At 42.3% G+C, this 16,071-nt stretch carries 10 protein-coding genes; 3 read left to right on the top strand and 7 right to left on the bottom strand.

All coding sequences use genetic code 11. The annotated features are described in order from the left end of the window. Positions 1-96: 96 nt before the first annotated feature. Complete coding sequence (locus FG28_RS07895) at positions 97-1,404, bottom strand: glycoside hydrolase family 30 beta sandwich domain-containing protein (RefSeq protein WP_036381654.1); 1,308 nt, start codon at positions 1,402-1,404, stop codon at positions 97-99. A gap of 359 nt (positions 1,405-1,763) precedes the next feature. Here FG28_RS07895 and galB point away from each other — a divergent pair, with 359 nt between their 5' ends. Then, the gene (galB, locus tag FG28_RS07890) at positions 1,764-4,490 is read left to right on the top strand and encodes a beta-galactosidase GalB (protein WP_036386290.1); all 2,727 of its coding nucleotides are present in this window, start codon (positions 1,764-1,766) and stop codon (positions 4,488-4,490) included. Positions 4,491-4,502: 12 nt separating this feature from the next. Here galB and FG28_RS07885 read toward each other — a convergent pair whose 3' ends face one another. The 6 genes from FG28_RS07885 to FG28_RS07860 all read right to left on the bottom strand — a co-directional run bounded on the left by FG28_RS07885 (position 4,503) and on the right by FG28_RS07860 (position 14,165). Beyond that, on the bottom strand, positions 4,503-6,044 hold the full coding sequence (locus FG28_RS07885; protein WP_036386289.1) for a hypothetical protein: 1,542 nt from the start codon (positions 6,042-6,044) through the stop codon (positions 4,503-4,505). 1 nt (position 6,045) lies between these two features. Then, positions 6,046-8,730 (bottom strand): sialate O-acetylesterase, encoded by a 2,685-nt coding sequence (locus tag FG28_RS07880; RefSeq protein WP_036381653.1) that lies wholly within the window; start codon positions 8,728-8,730, stop codon positions 6,046-6,048. An 86-nt stretch (positions 8,731-8,816) separates the two neighbouring features. Further along, entirely contained in the window at positions 8,817-10,007 is a 1,191-nt protein-coding gene (locus FG28_RS07875; RefSeq protein ID WP_081894262.1) for an endo-1,4-beta-xylanase, read from the bottom strand. Between the two features lie 30 nt (positions 10,008-10,037). Further along, a complete protein-coding gene (gene uxuA / locus FG28_RS07870) occupies positions 10,038-11,222 on the bottom strand; it encodes a mannonate dehydratase (RefSeq protein ID WP_036381650.1) in 1,185 nt (394 codons plus the stop codon). A gap of 17 nt (positions 11,223-11,239) precedes the next feature. Further along, a complete protein-coding gene (locus FG28_RS07865; RefSeq protein ID WP_036386285.1) occupies positions 11,240-11,980 on the bottom strand; it encodes an SDR family NAD(P)-dependent oxidoreductase in 741 nt (246 codons plus the stop codon). Positions 11,981-11,996: 16 nt separating this feature from the next. Next, the gene (locus FG28_RS07860; protein ID WP_036381647.1) at positions 11,997-14,165 is read right to left on the bottom strand and encodes an alpha-glucuronidase family glycosyl hydrolase; all 2,169 of its coding nucleotides are present in this window, start codon (positions 14,163-14,165) and stop codon (positions 11,997-11,999) included. Between the two features lie 188 nt (positions 14,166-14,353). Here FG28_RS07860 and FG28_RS07855 point away from each other — a divergent pair, with 188 nt between their 5' ends. Both FG28_RS07855 and uxaC read left to right on the top strand, forming a co-directional pair. Next, complete coding sequence (locus FG28_RS07855) at positions 14,354-14,623, top strand: hypothetical protein (RefSeq protein WP_036381644.1); 270 nt, start codon at positions 14,354-14,356, stop codon at positions 14,621-14,623. Between the two features lie 17 nt (positions 14,624-14,640). After that, positions 14,641-16,071, top strand: coding sequence for a glucuronate isomerase (gene uxaC / locus FG28_RS07850; RefSeq protein ID WP_036381641.1), 1,431 nt, complete (start codon positions 14,641-14,643; stop codon positions 16,069-16,071).

The following is a 16,071-nucleotide window of genomic DNA, read 5'->3' as shown; positions in this document are numbered from 1 at the left end:
CATGGCTTTTGAAGATATAAAGAATCTGTATGTACATTACCAAACCAACTTTTTTCATTGCTATTAATCATCCTTAATTTACTAATATTCCATATATTAGTCAGTGACAAAAGTTGTAATACTATTGGGGGGCAATACATACAAAAATGCATCTATGCTTGATTCAATGTCAACCGTTTCTTGAACCTCAAGGTTTTTGGCACCACTGGTAATGTATGGGGTAACGCTGGTGCTGGTCGTTCCTGTAATCACGAACTGCTGTTCCTTGTTTTGGTCTGATTCGTTTATGGCTACAATAACCGTTTTTCCGTCACCAGAGTAGGCACTTACAGATACATCAGTTTGAGGGCTTTCATCAGCATCGATTCTTGTATAACCAGGTCGAATGAATTTTGAAAAGTTTGCCATTACATACCCTCGCTTGGTGACAACTCCGTTTCCTGTACCTTCTTCCCCATCGCCAATAAAACCATAATACCGTTTGCCGTACCACCAGATGTACGCACTGTATTGACCTATTACCATGCTGTTATGAATTTCTTTCCCGACCAGCAGGGCATCTGGCCATAAATTTGCACTTCTATCACTGGTCGTGTAATGCTCGGTCATCCAGAGCTCTTTTCCTTTTTCCAACGCCAAAGGATAAGGGTAATCTTGAACTTGTGTCCCGTAAATGTGTCCACCTACAATATCAACGTTGTCTACTGCTTGCGGATCGTTTAGCATTAAATCTGTATGCTCATGCCTAAATTGAAATGATTCTGGGGATATGACTTTGGTATTGGTAATAAGTTGTCCATAGTCCCGGACAAAATCCCGCACTTGGGCAGCTGTCCAATCACAAGACTCATAACTTACCTGATAGTCTCCTTCATTTTGAATACCGATTGCCTCAAGAGCAACACCATTAGTTTCCATATACGCCGCAAAATCATTTAAATAATTGGCATAGTCCTCATAAGACTCTGGTTTTAATGATCCACTGACCAAGTCGTTATTGGTTTTCATTTCGGCTGGTGGGCTCCAAGGTGTGGCCATAATTTTGGCTCCTCTGGCTGCAGCCAGTTGTGCGTGTTCCAACTCAATATCTCTTGCAAAATCATCAGTAGCCACCCGAATTCTCAAAATTGATAGGCCTATTTGTCCCTCTCCCGTTCCAAATAATTTATCCATATCCGAAGCGCCCAGTGGACTATCCAGTCTAAAAACTGTTGCAGCACCAAAACCGCTTATGTTTTGTTCAACCTCTGTCGGAGAAATTATAGAAGCATCTAACTGTAAAACGGTAGGGTCCGTTGGATCGGGTACTAGTGTAGGTCCTCCAACCTCATTGGTGTCGTTGCTACTACAATTAATATTTAGGATAACAATTAAGATTGTTATGAGCTCTTTAATTTTTCGCATCTTCTTGTTTAGTTTTCGTGTTCGAATCAAAAATTACCCTCGGTAATCTGATCAGATTTGGGCAATGATTTTCGTAAGATTAGTGATTTTAAATTGATCCTCAAAAAAATTATGCAACCGATTGCATTTACAGAATATTGTGTATCTTTAAATCATTTAAATAAATAGAAGAGATATTCTCAAAAAATGCACTCAATAGTTGCATTTGAAATATAAAAGAATTCAACGCATAGTTGACGAAGTTGTAATTTCGGCGAGGACCGCTTTGCTTTTGGCAGGCGGTTTTCTTATTCAAAAATCATCAACTTTTATTCATTATCTTGAGGAAGCAGCACATGATTCATACTCAATTCCAAAAAATGATTCAAAGAACAAATCATTATTTCGTAACAATAGCGCTCTTATTTCTTGCAGCCTGCAATCCAAATCCTGCAACAAAAACAATCCAAAAAACCAGGGAGCATATTTCAATCAATCAAGATTGGAGATTTTTTAAATATGAATCTTCTACAGTTGCTGATGATTTATATTATGACGTCCGTCCAGAAGTAACCAATGTTAACGACTCAAAAGCCGCCGATACACCTGCAACGGAAGCAGAAAAATTAAAAGCATCAGAAAAAGTATTGAAACCATATATTTTACCAACTGCAAATGCTTTTATTAAGGATAAATCCACTCATCACATAAGGCCTGAGGGAAATCCTGGCATGGATTTTCCGTTTGTGCAAAGCGCTTTTAATGACGATGACTGGGAGAAAGTTACCATCCCCCACGATTGGGCCATAAAAGGGCCTTTTCAAGAAGGTGATACTGCCGAAGTCACTGGTGGAATGGGACGTTTACCGAGTAATGGCGTAGCTTGGTATCGCAAAAAAATTGACATTACAAACACTGATAAAAATAAGTCCGTTTTTTTAGATGTAGATGGAATCATGTCATACGCCATGGTTTGGTTAAATGGGAATTTAGTGGGCGGTTGGCCATACGGATATAATTCATGGCGGCTGGATTTAACGCCTTATCTTAATTTTGAAGGCGATAATCAATTGGCTATTCGTGTGGATAATCCCAACCATTCTGCGCGTTGGTATCCAGGAGCGGGCATTTATCGCAATATTTGGTTGACCAAAACCAATAAAGTGCATATAGCACATTGGGGAACAACCGTTTCAACCCACAATGTTTCAGAGGATTCTGCGACAGTGGATTTTTCTGTTTCCGTGGACAATGATTCTGAAACAAGTGCCGAAATTGATGTGGTTACCAAAATTTATGCTTTGGAGGATAGTGTATCGGTGGTTGCATTGCTGCCAAAAGAGACTTTGACAATAGCTTCGGGAAAATCAAAAAAAATATCTGGCAATACAACCATTAAAAATCCCAAACTATGGGGCCCACCTCCAACACAAACACCAAACTTATATAAAGCCATTACGACAATTTCAAAAAATGGAAAAGTCATCGATTCATACGATACCTCTTTTGGACTTCGCTCATTGGAGTTCGACCCAAATCAAGGCATTCTGGTAAATGGTGAGTTAGTTAAAATAAAAGGGGTCAATGAACATCACGATTTGGGCGCATTGGGTGCTGCATTTAATGTTCGAGCCGCAGAACGCAAATTGGAGATCTTGAAAGAAATGGGGTGTAATGCCATCCGAATGGCTCATAATCCACCAGCACCGGAATTGTTGGATTTATGTGATGAAATGGGTTTTTTGGTCATTGATGAAGTTTTCGATTCTTGGGAACGTAAAAAAACGCCGCACGATTTTCATTTAATTTTTCCAGATTGGTATGAAGCCGATGCACGGGCCATGGTACGTCGCGATAAAAATCACCCATCCATAATCATTTGGAGTTACGGCAATGAAGTAGGCGAGCAATACACTGATGAAGAGGGCGCTGATATAGGAAGGAAATTAGTTGAAGTAATCAAAGATGAAGACCCCACACGTTTAACGACAAGCGCCATGAATTGGGCAAAATCCGATATGCCGTTTCCAACGGTGATGGATGTGATCAGCTTCAATTATCAAGGTGAGGGTATCCGACAAGACCCAGTTTTCGACAAGGTTACAAATCGCATAAAAACAAAGCCACAATATGGACCTTTCCATGAAAAATTTCCCGATAAAGTGATTTTGAGCAGCGAAACAGCTTCTGCAGCCAGTAGTCGAGGAATCTATTTGTTTCCCGTAACGGATAAAACAAGTGCCCCAATGTTAAACGGAAATGGCAAGGATGATCGTATTTCACAAGTAAGTGCCTATGAGCTGTATGCAGTGGATTTTGGATCCTCTGCCGATAAGGTTTTTGCTTCACTCGATAAACATCCTTATTCGGCCGGAGAGTTTGTTTGGACCGGATTTGATTATCTGGGAGAACCCACCCCATACTATAATTGTAGAAGCTCGTACAATGGCATTATTGATTTGGCAGGTTTTCCCAAAGATAGGTACTACCTGTACCAAGCCCGTTGGCGACCCAACCTGCCCATGGTGCATATTTTACCCCACTGGAACTGGCCCGACCGGGTTGGCAAGGTTACGCCAGTGCATATCTTCACTTCTGGCGATGAGGTAGAATTGTTTCTAAATGGTAAATCACTTGGAAAAAGGAAAAAAGGGGAATTTGAATACCGGTTACGATGGGATGATGTACTATATCAACCAGGGGAACTAAAGGCAGTTTCCTATAAAAACGGTAAGGTTTGGGCTGAGGAAATTGTAAAAACTACCGGTGTTCCAACAAAACTAGAAGCAGAGGTAGACAGAAATACCATTAATTCCGATGGCTTGGATTTGGCCTACATAACTGTAAGGGTGCTGGATGAAGACGGAAATTTTGTGGCCAATGCTGAAAATGAAATTGAATTTACCGTTGATGGTCCGGGAGCGTTAATAGCAACCGATAATGGAAACCCATGCGATATGACCGAGTTTCCTTCACCCAAAAGAAATGCCTTTAGCGGATTGGCATTGGGAATTGTAAGATCAAAAGATGGACAACCCGGAGTAATTAAAATAACGGCGGCCTCCAGCGGTTTGGAATTGGCTACCGTTGAAATTGAGAGTAAATAAATTTATTCCCGTTTAGCGGGGTGCTTTCTGATACTCCAAGAATTTATTGGCCCAAGGGATAAAATATTTCATGTTGGGCCAATCCGTATGTCCGCCATCATGCTGGCGCCACGCCAATTCCCCATCCAGCATATCGGTGTTGTGAGGCGGCATTTCTTCCTTTAAATAATCGTTGGAAACGCCAAGATCCTTTGCGCCCAATAATTTGAAAACTTCACCGGCCGCTATAGTAGCCATATAACTTCCTTTTTGGTCCAACCAATGGGCATCTCCTTGCTCGGGAATGCCATAGCTAATAAATGTGGGCCTTGGTGCACAGAGTGCAATCAACTCATGGGAATCAACAGGTAAATCGCATCCTGTTTTACTTCCAAAAGTGGACTTGGCGGCGGCATATTTCATATAATTCCCTGACATCCAGTGTGATGCACCCATTCCTGCCAAGTTCTCAACGGATTCGCCATACGAACGTCGATGTAGTGTTACACCACCCTTACCTGATGACCCAATCAAACCTGTAGCAAAGCGTTGGTCAAAGGCCATGGTGACCAAAGCGGCCTTCCCATAACGAGATACGCCTTCAATACCCACTTTTTTGGCATCAACCATGGCATCGGTTTCCAAGTAATCCAGAACTCGACTGGCTCCCCATCCCCAAGCACGCAACGCTCCCCATTCATCGCGTTTACGGGGTTGCCCTTTGTTGACCAAGCCAATGATCCCTTGGGTAAGCCCGGCAGAATTATCGGCTTGTATGCTCGATGGGTCAAGTGTGACATAACCCCAACCTGCATTCAGCAATTGTTCTGTTGAGGGAAGATCACCTTCAGGTAAAGGTTCCCAGAAATTTGGACCAGGCAGTCTTGTAATGGGACTATATGCTGGGTATTTATCGAATATCGCTTTTAATTTAGGGTCGTGCTTGACCATCAACTCCTTAAAAGAAGCATTGAGGGTTTCCATATCCTCTTCCGAAGGTTGTGCAGGGGCAGGAAACGAAGGTCGCCCGAACATAATCAAAACGGGCACTGGCCCCTCAACATTGGCAGGAACCACCAATATAGCATTAATGTCCACATTGATGGAAGAATAGGAACTATTGTCCACATGACCCACCAATTGTTTTACCACAACAGGTGTTCTACGGACAAATTCTTTGTCCTCCACCTTTACGGTCCAAGTAACATCTGGAATGTTTTTGGGCGATCTACCATATACCTCACGTTCAAAGTCCTCAACTAGCTCTGGTCGGCGTATAGTCCACCAATCCTCCGCATCCTTGACTTTTTTGCCCTTATTGGTCACCAATATCTCAGGCAATTCTGGGCATGGATCCGCTTTTGACTGATCATAGTTGGCCGCATTCTCGGCAGACTGATCAGGAGTTCGGCCACGCCTTAATTCCGTGATGCCCAACTGTTCCATCATGTCTTCATGGTTTATTCTTCCATATCTGTTTATGCTATCCCGCTCTTCAGGAGATAAAAAGAATTGTGCATTTCCGTAAAAGCCGGTCAACACACAAATAAATATGATACAATGTGATGCTTTCATTTTAGTTTGTTTTTGTCTTGGATTGATATGCTTTAACATTTTTTGCCACATCAATGAGTGGTGCGGTCCAAACTTCGTTATCGTGTTGTTTTAAATATTCCAGCAGTTGTTTATGAGCCGGGAGCGAAACATTCATGGAGTGCTCACCCCCCACGCCATGAAAAAGAAAGATAAGCAGGGAGTTAGTCTCCACTGCTTTCTTCACCATGTCAATCATCTCATCTCCAGTGGCATCCACTATGGCATAGCTATCCATATTAAAAAGGTCCACCTCATCAATGGTATGCATTTCCGAGCGCACGGCCCGTGCCGCCACCAAATCATCTTTTAGTTCATCAATGAAAAAATCATCTCCATTTACCGTGAAATCACCGCAGGTGTAGGCAAAGGTTCTATCCTTTTTGCCGTCCAAAGCTTCCAATAGGGTGTTGTTGATCTTGATTTCATCCACCAAACGTTGAACGGTATACGTGGCCATATCATAATCCGGTTTTACCCATGGCCTGCTCTCTTTACCAATACAGGGATGAAAAATGGTGTGGTTGGCCAGCTCGTGGCCATTCCATGTAATCCGTTTCCAATCGTTCAGTCGATTTCTGAAGGCTTCCGAAAAAGTGGATACATAGAAAGTCCCTTTTAAATTCAGGGAATCCAGTAAAGGAACCACATTGTCCAAATGAACATTCAAGGCATCATCATACGTAAGGATGACCGCCGCTTTTTTGCCTTGCCAAGGCAATTGGTTCAGTTCCTCATTATCAAAATTTTGAAATGGCGATGCTGGCAAACCTTCCTTATTGTAGAGATTGGCACCTCTGGGATTATCGGCCCAAGCATAGCGGACATAAGCCGGACGGGGAACTTCATCGCTTTCAACCACAACCGTGTTTCCAACAATTTGGGCATCGGCCCACACAAATTCTTGGTCCTGCCCTGCAATTTCAAATCGGTGCAACGGTTCTCCATCACTGGAAACCAATCCGCTTCCTACAGAATCAAAATGCAGTACAATTTTATCCCCTTGGATTTCTGAGGACTTGAAAATAGGTCCTGAATGCACAACATCTTCACCATAGGCCAATTTTAAGGCTCCCAAAGCCAATCTTTTTCCTACCCCTTCCTTGTTTAAGGGATGAATATCGTTCCATTCCCCTAAATCGATGATGACGGCCATGGCCGTATTGGGAACCGAAAGTGTCTTGAACTGCGAAAATCGGAGTTCGGCCCAATTACTTTCAGTGGGAAGGTAATCCACATCCTGAAAGTTGGCCAATTGCACCCATAGAAAAGGGCCATTGGGTTTGTTGAATTTTTCTCGCCAATCCTTAATGAGTGCCGGAAGATAATCGGCATAGGCTTTTGGTCGACCTGTATTGGATTCGCCTTGATACCACAACATCCCCTTAATGGACATGTTGGTCAATGGGGCAATCATGGCATTGTAGAGTGCCGTAGGTTGGTTCTGGGCCCAAAATGGATTGTAGCCCCCTCCTCTCCGGCCCCTTCGAATAGGTTTAAAGACTTCTCCCACTTTGTACTGCCATTCTCCTTTTAGGTCAACGCTGATACCATTGGCTATGAGTTCATAATTTTTGTCGGGGACAAAGCCTCCTTTTCCACCAGAATTAGTGACCCGAACTACAACAAGATTCTTGCCTTTCTTTAACAAACCTTCGGGAACCGTATATCGTCTGGGTGGATATTGATAGGTGATATTTCCGATTTTGGTACCGTTGACATATACCTCATCGGCATCCACAATTCGACCCATAAAAAGTTTGGCTTCAACCCCGGCCAGCGCATCAGGGATTTCCAATTCCCTGCGAAACCACACTACGCCGTTCAAGTCTCTTAACCCTTGGTCTTCCCAATATCCTGGAATGTAGTAGTTATTCCAACCTTTAGGTTGATATTCATTTTCATACCATTTAATAGGCCCGGTTAGACCCTCATCCTTAATTTCAGGCTGCTCATCTGGAGCAGGAGGTCTTGTGGTAAATTGTCTAGAATAATTTTCATCTTTATTTCTTTGGATGGTTGCCAAATCACTCGGAAACTCCTTAAAACCATCTTCACTGATCCAAGACTCGATGGGCGTACCTCCTACACTCGAATTGATAATTCCGATAGGAACTCCGTATTTTTTATAAAGGTCTTTGGCGAAGAAAAAGGTCACCGCTCCCATTGGCATGATATCTCCCGCCACAGCTGGTTTCCATTCTCCAGCGGGCAAATCTTTTTCCGGTCCAGCTACGCTGGAAAGGGTTGGAATAAAGAAATTCCGAATTTCAGGATAGTTGGCGTTGGCCACTTCATCGGGGTATTTTTCCTTGACTCGCTCCATGGGCGTCACCATGTTTGACTGCCCAGCTCCGAGCCAGACATCTCCAAAAAGAACATCATTTACGGAGACCTCATTTTTTCCTTTAAATTTTATGGTGTAGGGTCCACCAGCTTTTTGTGGTTTTAGTTGAATTGCCCAATCACCATGCTGGTCGGCAGTAGTACTGTATTTCTTGCCTTTTAGGAACATTTCCACTTTCTCATTGGGAGATGCCCATCCCCAAATCCTTATTTTTTCATCGCGCTGCAACACTGCACCGTCGCTTATCAGTCTAGGAAGTTTAATCTGGGCATTTCCTACAATTGCAAACAGTAAACCTGCAACCAGTAATACATTTTTCATAATGTTCTTTTATAATCAACAAAAAAAACCATGATGAAGTTTTGGGCATTTTCCATCATGGTTTTTAGTATTTCATCCTTAGTGGTTTACTCTGGATTTTCTCCGTTAAGACCTGCAACCAACCCTCTGTGGGAAATCTTCGTGTTAAAATCATTATCATAGAGCAAGGGCCAATCCGAACCTCCATCATACAACCAGCTGTCCTGATCTCGAAAACCCCATAAAGTCAAACCAAATTGCTGTGCCGAAGGCACAATAGTGCTATAATAATACCCTGCTCTTTGATATTGGAATTCTTGGGCCATGGCTCTTTCTTCCGTGAATTCTGTGATGTCATCCCCGTAGTTTACTTTTACATCCAACTCCGATATGTGCACCAATAGACCAGTGTCCGATATGGCTTGGATGGAAATAGGTAAATCTGAAGAGGGCCAATCATGGTTCAGGTGCATCTGCATTCCAATACCGTCAATTGGGATGGAATTGGTTATAAAATTATTCACCATTCCGATAATGGCATTTCTTTTATCCACCTGCCCTGCAATATTGTAGTCGTTATAGAAAAGTTTTACATCTGGGTCGGCCTCCCTGGCCCATTGAAAAGCCTTCTCATGGAAATCGTTTCCTATGCGTTGGGTAAAAAGTGAGTTTCTTACGGAAGCTCCATCAAAATACTCATTGACGATATCCCAAGAAGTCACTATGGGGTTTCCACTATCATCTTCCGCTTCGGCAAAATGGGCCACCGTAGCTTTCACATAGCCTTCCACTTGGGCTTCAAACTCCTCATCGGTGCCGGCAAAGTCGTTCAACCAATTGGGGATTGACGAATGCCATATCAACGCATGCCCGTGTACCCTAAACCCATTTTCCTTGGCATAGGCCACAATGGCATCACCATCACTAAAATCATAAGTGTCCGGACCCGTGAACATGTTGGCCATCTTCATGTCATTTTCCGCAGTAATGCTATTGTATTCAGCATTCAGAATCTGCTTGAAGCTTGTATTATTGGCTGATGTGGATGCCAATTTACTAGCGGAAACAATATTCCCGATGGGAAAACTGGCTATCTCCTTCAGGTCTTCGGTAGCAGTATACAAAAATGGGTCTTCGGTAGGCACATCATCATCCGTGGTTGAACCATCATCATCAGTAGTCCCCGAATCAGGATTTTCCGTGGGACCACCAACCTGAGGGCCAGTTGAACCACTATCGGAACTGCATCCCGTTATCACCGCAAAAATCACTATCATTAAAATCTTAATTGTCTTCATTTTCTTTCTGTTTAGCTTTTCTTTTTTCTGTTATTTTTCAATTTGTGCCTGTTGTAACTTATAGGACAACCCCAACTCCAGCCCACGTATTTCTGCCAATCCCTTAAGCCTACCAATCAAGGAATATCCTGGGTATTTTTCTACCTTCTCAAACGAGTGCAGAAAGCCATGGTCGGGTCGCATGGGAAGTTCTTTATTGTTTTTTTGCATCAACATTAATAGCTTCTCCACAATGGCTTCCATAGGATTATCGCCATTAAGGTGTTCCGATTCCCTGAAACGTTTGCCTTCTTCCCGTTTTACATTTCTGAGATGCAAAAAGTGTATACGATCTCCGTTTTCTTCTATGATTCGAAGAAGATCATTGTTTGGATTTGCACCTAAAGAACCTGTGCAAAAACAGAGTCCATTGGCATTTATGGGCACCCCAGCTAAAATTTCTTTAAGATCATTTTCAGTGGATACTACCCTGGGCAATCCCAGTACAGAAAATGGTGGGTCGTCTGGGTGAATGGCCAATTGAACCCCTAACTTTTCAGCCACCGGAGCTACTTCCGACAAAAAATGAATTAGGTTTTTTCTAAGGTCTTCATCGTTGATTCCTTTATAGTCATCCAACAATTCCAGTACTTTTTCCTTGGTGAAGCTTTCATCACTTCCCGGAAGGCCCAACAGTACATTCCTATACAATTTTTGTTGAGCGGCTTCATCCAGACTATTGCCATATACGATGGCCGCTTTCAATTTTTCTTTGCTGTAGTCCTCTTCCGCTCCAGGTCTTTGTAACAGAAAAACATCAAAATAGATAAAGGCTCGTTCATCAAATAAAAGTGCTTTTGTCCCATCGATATTCTGATAGGCATGGTCCGTGCGAACCCAATCCAAAATGGGCATAAAATTGTAAGCGACCACTTTTAGACCACATTCAGCAATGTTCTCTAAACTCTTTTTATAGTTGGCGATATATTTTTGGTAATCGCCCCCTCCTCGTTTGATGTCTTCATGAACTGGCAAGCTCTCAATCACAGTCCACTCCATTCCTTCATCACGAATCATCTGCTGTCTTTCTTTGATGTCTTTCACCTCCCAAACCTCCCCAACGGGTATTTGGTGTAGAGCCGTAACAATTCCTAATGCACCACATTGCCGAATATCGGCCAATGTAATGGCATCATGAGGGCCATACCAGCGCATGGTCTGTTGCATTTTAATCATATCGTTGGCATTTAGACTTAAAATCCAATACTGTTTCCTCCATCTACGGGCAATACTGTCCCGGTCACAAATTTGGCCTCGTCCAAAGCAAAGAAATAAGCCGCATCGGCAATATCCTCAGGCATTCCCATTTTTCCCATAGGGGTCCTTGAAAAGACTTTTTCTTTTCGAGGGGGGTCTGAGTCGAGTGCCTTAGCCGTCATTTTGGTCTTTATAAAACCGGGTGCGATACAGTTGGTTCTAATGTTATATTGGGCTAAATCCACCGCCATGGCCCTAGTCATTCCCTCAATGGCCGTTTTACTGGCCGAATAGGCAATTACCTTGGGCATACCGTATTGGGCAGCCATGGAACTGATGTTCACAATGCTACCACCACCGGTCTCCTTCATTTTTTTGACCACTTCACGGCTTATTGCAAAAACGCTGAACACATTGGTTCGGATTATCTGTTCGAACTCTGCATCTGTTACATCGATAAAGTCTTTCTTTAGATTGATTCCGGCATTGTTCACCAAAACATCAATATGTCCTTCTTTTTTAAAAATATCCTCGACCATTTCAGGAATCCCTTCAAGATGGGTCAAATCAAAGATTATGGGAACAGCATTTTCCCCAATTTGTTCACATGCTTCTTCTGTTCGATTTTTTGTCCTGCCTATGATGTAGGTTTTTATTCCATTGTCGCAAAACTTTTTTGCGGTGGCAAAACCCAATCCCGAATTCCCTCCGGTTACTATGGCTACTTTTTTATCCATTAATTTGTTTATAAGGTTAGTTCCATCTGGGCCGGATACCCGGCGCATAAGGAAATTTTAACGATTTATAATATTCCAAGGTATGCTCGGGGGCTTCCATTTCTTTGGGAAAGTCCATTTTTGAAAAGGTCTGGAAATAACTCATACAAGCATCTTTCCACCATATGGCTTCTTTGAGCTGTATGTTGAGCAACATGGAAACCTGATGATGGCGGTCTTTATCTACGTAGGGCTCCATAGCCTTCCAGGTCTTGATCATATCCCGAACTTGATCTACGCCTTCTTGATATTTCAACCCCAGGCCATCCCAAAGGGTCCTTCCATTTTTTAAGGTGTAGTCCCATGGCAAATGGTGAAACCACAATAAGTATTCTTCCGGACAGGTTTCCAAGTCTGTGAACATTTTTTCCACTTCTGGAGCGTATTGCGATAGGGCGTCACTACCTGTTTTTGTTCGATTAAACCCAACCCCATCATCATCTGCTTTGTGGTAATACACCGGGTTCCATTCCGGTCTTGATAGATTGCCTACCCAGGGTCCAGGACCGTAATGGTGTCCTGTATCAAAAATATGGTGCAACCCAAGCGGGTTCATATAATTGACCACAGCTTCCCTGGATTCGATCATCATCTGTTTTACGAGTTCCACAAATTTATCATTATTGCCAAAGGTGACACGGAGCCATTCATCGGCAATAGTTTCAGAATCCATGTAAGGATCCCAAGCCAATCGCCCAAATCCATACCAATCTGCCTGACCGAAAGGGTGCCCTGTCCAATTTATGTCGGTACCCACATTGGATACCCCGGCCATTCCGGAAAGTTTTTTATTGTCCAAGGAACCATCTATTACCTTGGCCACTAAGGATCCTTTTCCCTTCCGATAGGTATCTGATTTCAATACTTCTTCAAAAAGTTTGGGCAGAAATACCAAATGGGTTGCAAACCCCAAATACTCTTTGGTAATTTGAAATTCCATCATCAATGGTGTATTGGGCATGGCTCCAAACATGGGATGAAAAGGTTCTCTAGGCTGAAAATCTATTGCTCCATTTTTTACCTGAAGCAACACGTTATCCTTGAATTTGCCATCTTCTGGAATAAATTCGGAATAGGCTTGTTTTGCTCTGTCCGTCGGATCATGCTCAGAATAGACAAACGCACGCCAGATTACCAATCCACCATAGGGCTCTAATGCATCGGCCATAAGGTTGGCGCCATCCAAGTGGCTTCTTCCATAGTTTTGGGGACCAGGCTGCCCTTCGGAATTCGCCTTTACCAAAAACCCACCAAAATCCGGAATCATGGTATAAATTTCCTTGGTCTTGTCTTTCCACCACTGAATGACATTTGGGTCAAGCGGATCGGCGGTTTCCAATCCTCCAATTTCAATGGGTGCGGAGAACCTAGCGGTTAGATACACCTTAATGCCATATGGTCGAAAAACCTCAGCCAAGGCTTTTACCTTTTCCAAATAGTGTGGTGTCAATATCAATGCATTGGCATTTACATTGGTAAGCACCGTTCCATTGATTCCCACTGAGGCATTTGCCCGGGCATAATCTATATATCGTTGGTCAATGTAACCCGGCAACGTGTGCCAGTTCCAAATGGAAAAACCAGCATAACCACGCTCCACGCTCCTGTCCATATTGTCCCAATGATTTAACACCCTAATGTCCACTTTAGGCATTTCCATTATATCAATGTCCGTTAATGGGGTATGGGTCTGCAATAGTCTTAGAAAGTGAAAGGTGCCATAAAGCAGTCCAATATCTCCTTTAGAGGAAACCACAACATAGGATTTGTCTTTGAGTTGAGCAGTTTTTATGACATATCCTTCTTCGGTAAGCCCCTCTGCTGTAACGATAGTCTTAAAATCTTGTGGCAAGTCATCATATTTTGCAACGATTAGTGCATTGCCTGTTCCATTATACTTTTGGAAGATCACTTCGGTATCCAACAATCCACCAAACCCCATCTGCAATTCTTTTTTAATGGCCAAATGGGTATCACTGTCTCCTTCCAGATAAATTGTCTGAAGGTTGGAGCGATATTCATTGCGTAGGTCCTCATCTGCAATCTTGTTGTAATTTAGCCAAAGTTCGTATCCATTTGACATTGAAAAGGATGTGGCCGAAACCAAAAAGAAAATACCAAAAAAATACCTTACTTTTAACTTCATGGACTGTCTCATAATTTAGAAATTGACAAAAAAAAATCGATTAATTGCTTAATCAATCAATTGCACCGAGTAAAATAAGTAAAAAATTCATAGATTAACAAAATGTTTAACGCAATCGATTGCAAAAATCGATATTTTTACGAAATTTGAAGCTCTTTTAGTAAAACCATAGTAATCAAAATCAAATCATGAAGTTTTTCAAATTAGTGTTCGGGACCCTCTTTACCTATTTTGTGGCATTCAAAAAAACATTTGGCCAAGCACCAGCTGAGTTCTCGTCTACAAAAGAAGCAACTTCCATCCACGATTTTCCATTCTACATTACCATTATCATTCAACGCTTGGGTATACTCCCTATTGAATGGCGGAACAAAACACTGTTGCAATTTTTCTTTAAGCCATTGGTCTGTGGACCACAAAAAAGAGTATTGGAACCATTAACCTTAATTAACGAATAACGAGAGAAAAACATAGCATGAAAAAATTTATCCATGATGACTTTTTGTTGGAAACCGATTATGCCAGAACGCTTTATCATGACTATGCAAAGAACCAACCTATCATAGATTATCACTGTCACCTTCCTCCCAATGAACTGGCCGAGGACAAAAAGTTTGACAACATTACCAAACTTTGGATAGAGGGCGACCATTATAAATGGAGGGCCATGCGTGCACTGGGCATCCCTGAACAATTTATCACAGGAAAGGCCACTGATGAAGAAAAGTTCAAAAAATGGGCTGAAACCGTACCCTACACGCTAAGAAATCCTTTGTATCATTGGACCCATTTAGAGTTAAGCCGTTATTTTGGGATAGAAGAACTCTTAATCCCAGAAAATGCAGGTAAAATATATGAAAAGTGTAATTCAGAATTGAAAAAAACCACTTTCTCATCACGCAATTTGGTCAATAGAATGAATGTTGAAGTGGTATGTACTACAGACGACCCGTTGGATGATCTTTCCCATCATATAAAACTGTCAGGGTCTGATTACCCTGTGAAAGTGCTTCCCACGTTTCGTCCAGATGGTTTAATAGATATTGAAAAGGTTGATTTTACAGATTATTTGTCCGCGCTTTCCAAAATGACCGACATTTCCATTACCGATTTCGAATCGTTGGGCAAGGCCATCCAAAAAAGAGTGGATTACTTTCATGAAAATGGCTGTAGACTTTCCGATCATGGCCTTCCCCATGCGTATGGCTTTGCCTACACAGAAAAAGAAGTCAATGAAATCCTTTCCAAAAGATTAGATGAAAAATCGATTTCCCAAACAGAAATCCGACAGTACAAATCTGCAATCCTTCATCTGTTGGGGCAATTATACGCCGAAAAAAACTGGGTGATGCAACTCCATTTAGGACCTATTAGGGATACCAACAAGGCCATTCTGACAAAAATTGGTATCAATGCGGGTGTTGACAGTATTGGCGATTATCCCCAAGCGGAACAGTTGGCCAGTTTCTTAAATAGACTGAACAATAGTGGCGGTTTGCCCAAGACCATCCTCTATAATTCCAATCCTTCAGATAATGAGGTTTTTGCTACAATGGCTGGCAATTTTACGGGAGAGGAAATAAAAAGTAAGGTCCAATTTGGCGCTGCTTGGTGGTTTCTGGATCAAAAGGATGGCATAAAGGACCAGCTGGATGCCACCTCCAATATGGGGTTGTTGAGTTGTTCTGTGGGAATGCTCACGGACAGTAGAAGCTTTCTATCATTTCCAAGACATGAATACTACAGAAGGGTACTCTGTAATATGTTGGGCAATGACATTAAAGCTGGACTAATCCCTAATGACATGAAATGGATTGGAAAAATCGTTCAGGACATTACCTACAACAATGCCAAAGAATTTTTTCAGTTCCCCAGTTTGGTGGAAAACCTTACCTTGAAAGGGTAA

The sequence above is a fragment of the Muricauda sp. MAR_2010_75 genome (genome assembly GCF_000745185.1).
GTDB lineage: Bacteria > Bacteroidota > Bacteroidia > Flavobacteriales > Flavobacteriaceae > Flagellimonas.
Note: the sequence above shows the minus strand (reverse complement) of the source record. Positions and strands in the feature narration are given on the sequence as shown.